At 25.7% G+C, this 1,260-nt stretch carries 1 protein-coding gene; it reads right to left on the bottom strand.

All coding sequences use genetic code 11. The features are described 5' to 3' along the window. Positions 1-432: 432 nt before the first annotated feature. The gene (locus BA195_RS11065) at positions 433-933 is read right to left on the bottom strand and encodes a hypothetical protein (RefSeq protein WP_141677702.1); all 501 of its coding nucleotides are present in this window, start codon (positions 931-933) and stop codon (positions 433-435) included. Positions 934-1,260: the final 327 nt, after the last annotated feature.

The raw sequence follows: 1,260 nt of genomic DNA, 5'->3' as shown, positions 1-1,260 counted from the left end.
CTTGCTAAATTCCACGATTTGTTTTTTCTATTTTTATTCTTTCCGAGGTTTCTCTAAAGTAGGAGTGTTGAAAATTTAACTTTAAATATTCCAACTTTTTACAGAACAATTCTCAACTGGAATTTTTCTGATTTTGAAAAATATTTTTTTAAAACTAAAATTAGAAAATTATATTTTTTTACGGTTTTCTGAGAAAAATTCTGATATAGTTTTTCTACAAGTTTTTCTAACATTTTAAACTCAATTAAAAATCTAAAAGTTTGAAATTTTACGATTTTTTGTTAATGAAACCCAACGTTTGTGTGTAAGATTAGTTGTGTGTTTCAAGCAACTAATTTACTAGATTAATCACGAACTGCGAAATTCCGAAGGAATTTCCCAAGTGAGCTTTTACTAGCAATTAATTTTACACGGTGTTGGGCACTGCTTTTTTTATTTGCCCAGTTTTTCAATCATACAATCCAAACTTTCAAAGTTTTTTATGTTGTTTCCCATTATTGAGTTATATGAAATTAAAATATTCTCATTTCTGTAATTTTTCAAGATATATTTGTCAAAATATGGATTTCCATTTTTATTATTTAGAATATATAGATATAAATTCCCGTATTTTTCAATAGTTCTTGAAGTTGAAAGAATTTCTTTTCCAATATATTTCGTTTTGATTATAGAATCAATTTTTTCATAATCGGAAACTTTAATTAAGCCATTTATTCGTTCGATTTGAATTTTTAAATAATTTATCGAATTAATCGAATCTGTTTCAATAATTAATTTCTTGTTATTAAAATCACTTGATTTCTTATAAATTTTTATTCCACATTCAATAAGAGATTGTTCAATTTTCTTGTAATAATTTTGAGAGAATAGAGAGAAATTCATAATTAAGAAGATAAATAAAAGTCTTAATTTAAATTTGCGTAATGATGTCATTCTTTTTCATGATTTTGTTAGTTGTGCCCAACGTTTCCTATATGCGCCGTTTTAATGGCGTATATGGGGTGTTGTTTTTAGTATTTTATTCATCAGTAAATATACAATTTTTTAAATACGGAGTCTGTCAGCCGCCACTATAAAATGTCTCCAATTGCCATTTGATTTTTTTATTATGAACTTTATCAACCACTGACTGATAAAGTCTCGTCATCAAAAAACAGACTCATTAAAATCCAATCTTTTTTAATTCCAATTCTGTAAAATACCTACAGTTATTTGAAAATCAATTGACTATGTCATTATTTTATGCTAACTTCGCCAAAC

Origin of the sequence: Tenacibaculum soleae (assembly GCF_001693415.1) — a bacterium.
GTDB classification, from domain to species: domain Bacteria; phylum Bacteroidota; class Bacteroidia; order Flavobacteriales; family Flavobacteriaceae; genus Polaribacter; species Polaribacter soleae.
Note: the sequence above shows the minus strand (reverse complement) of the source record. Positions and strands in the feature narration are given on the sequence as shown.

Bases quoted from the DNA above. Each gene is read 5' to 3' on its own strand.
- BA195_RS11065 (WP_141677702.1), bottom strand. From the start codon at position 933: ATGACATCATTACGCAAATTTAAATTAAGACTTTTATTTATCTTCTTA.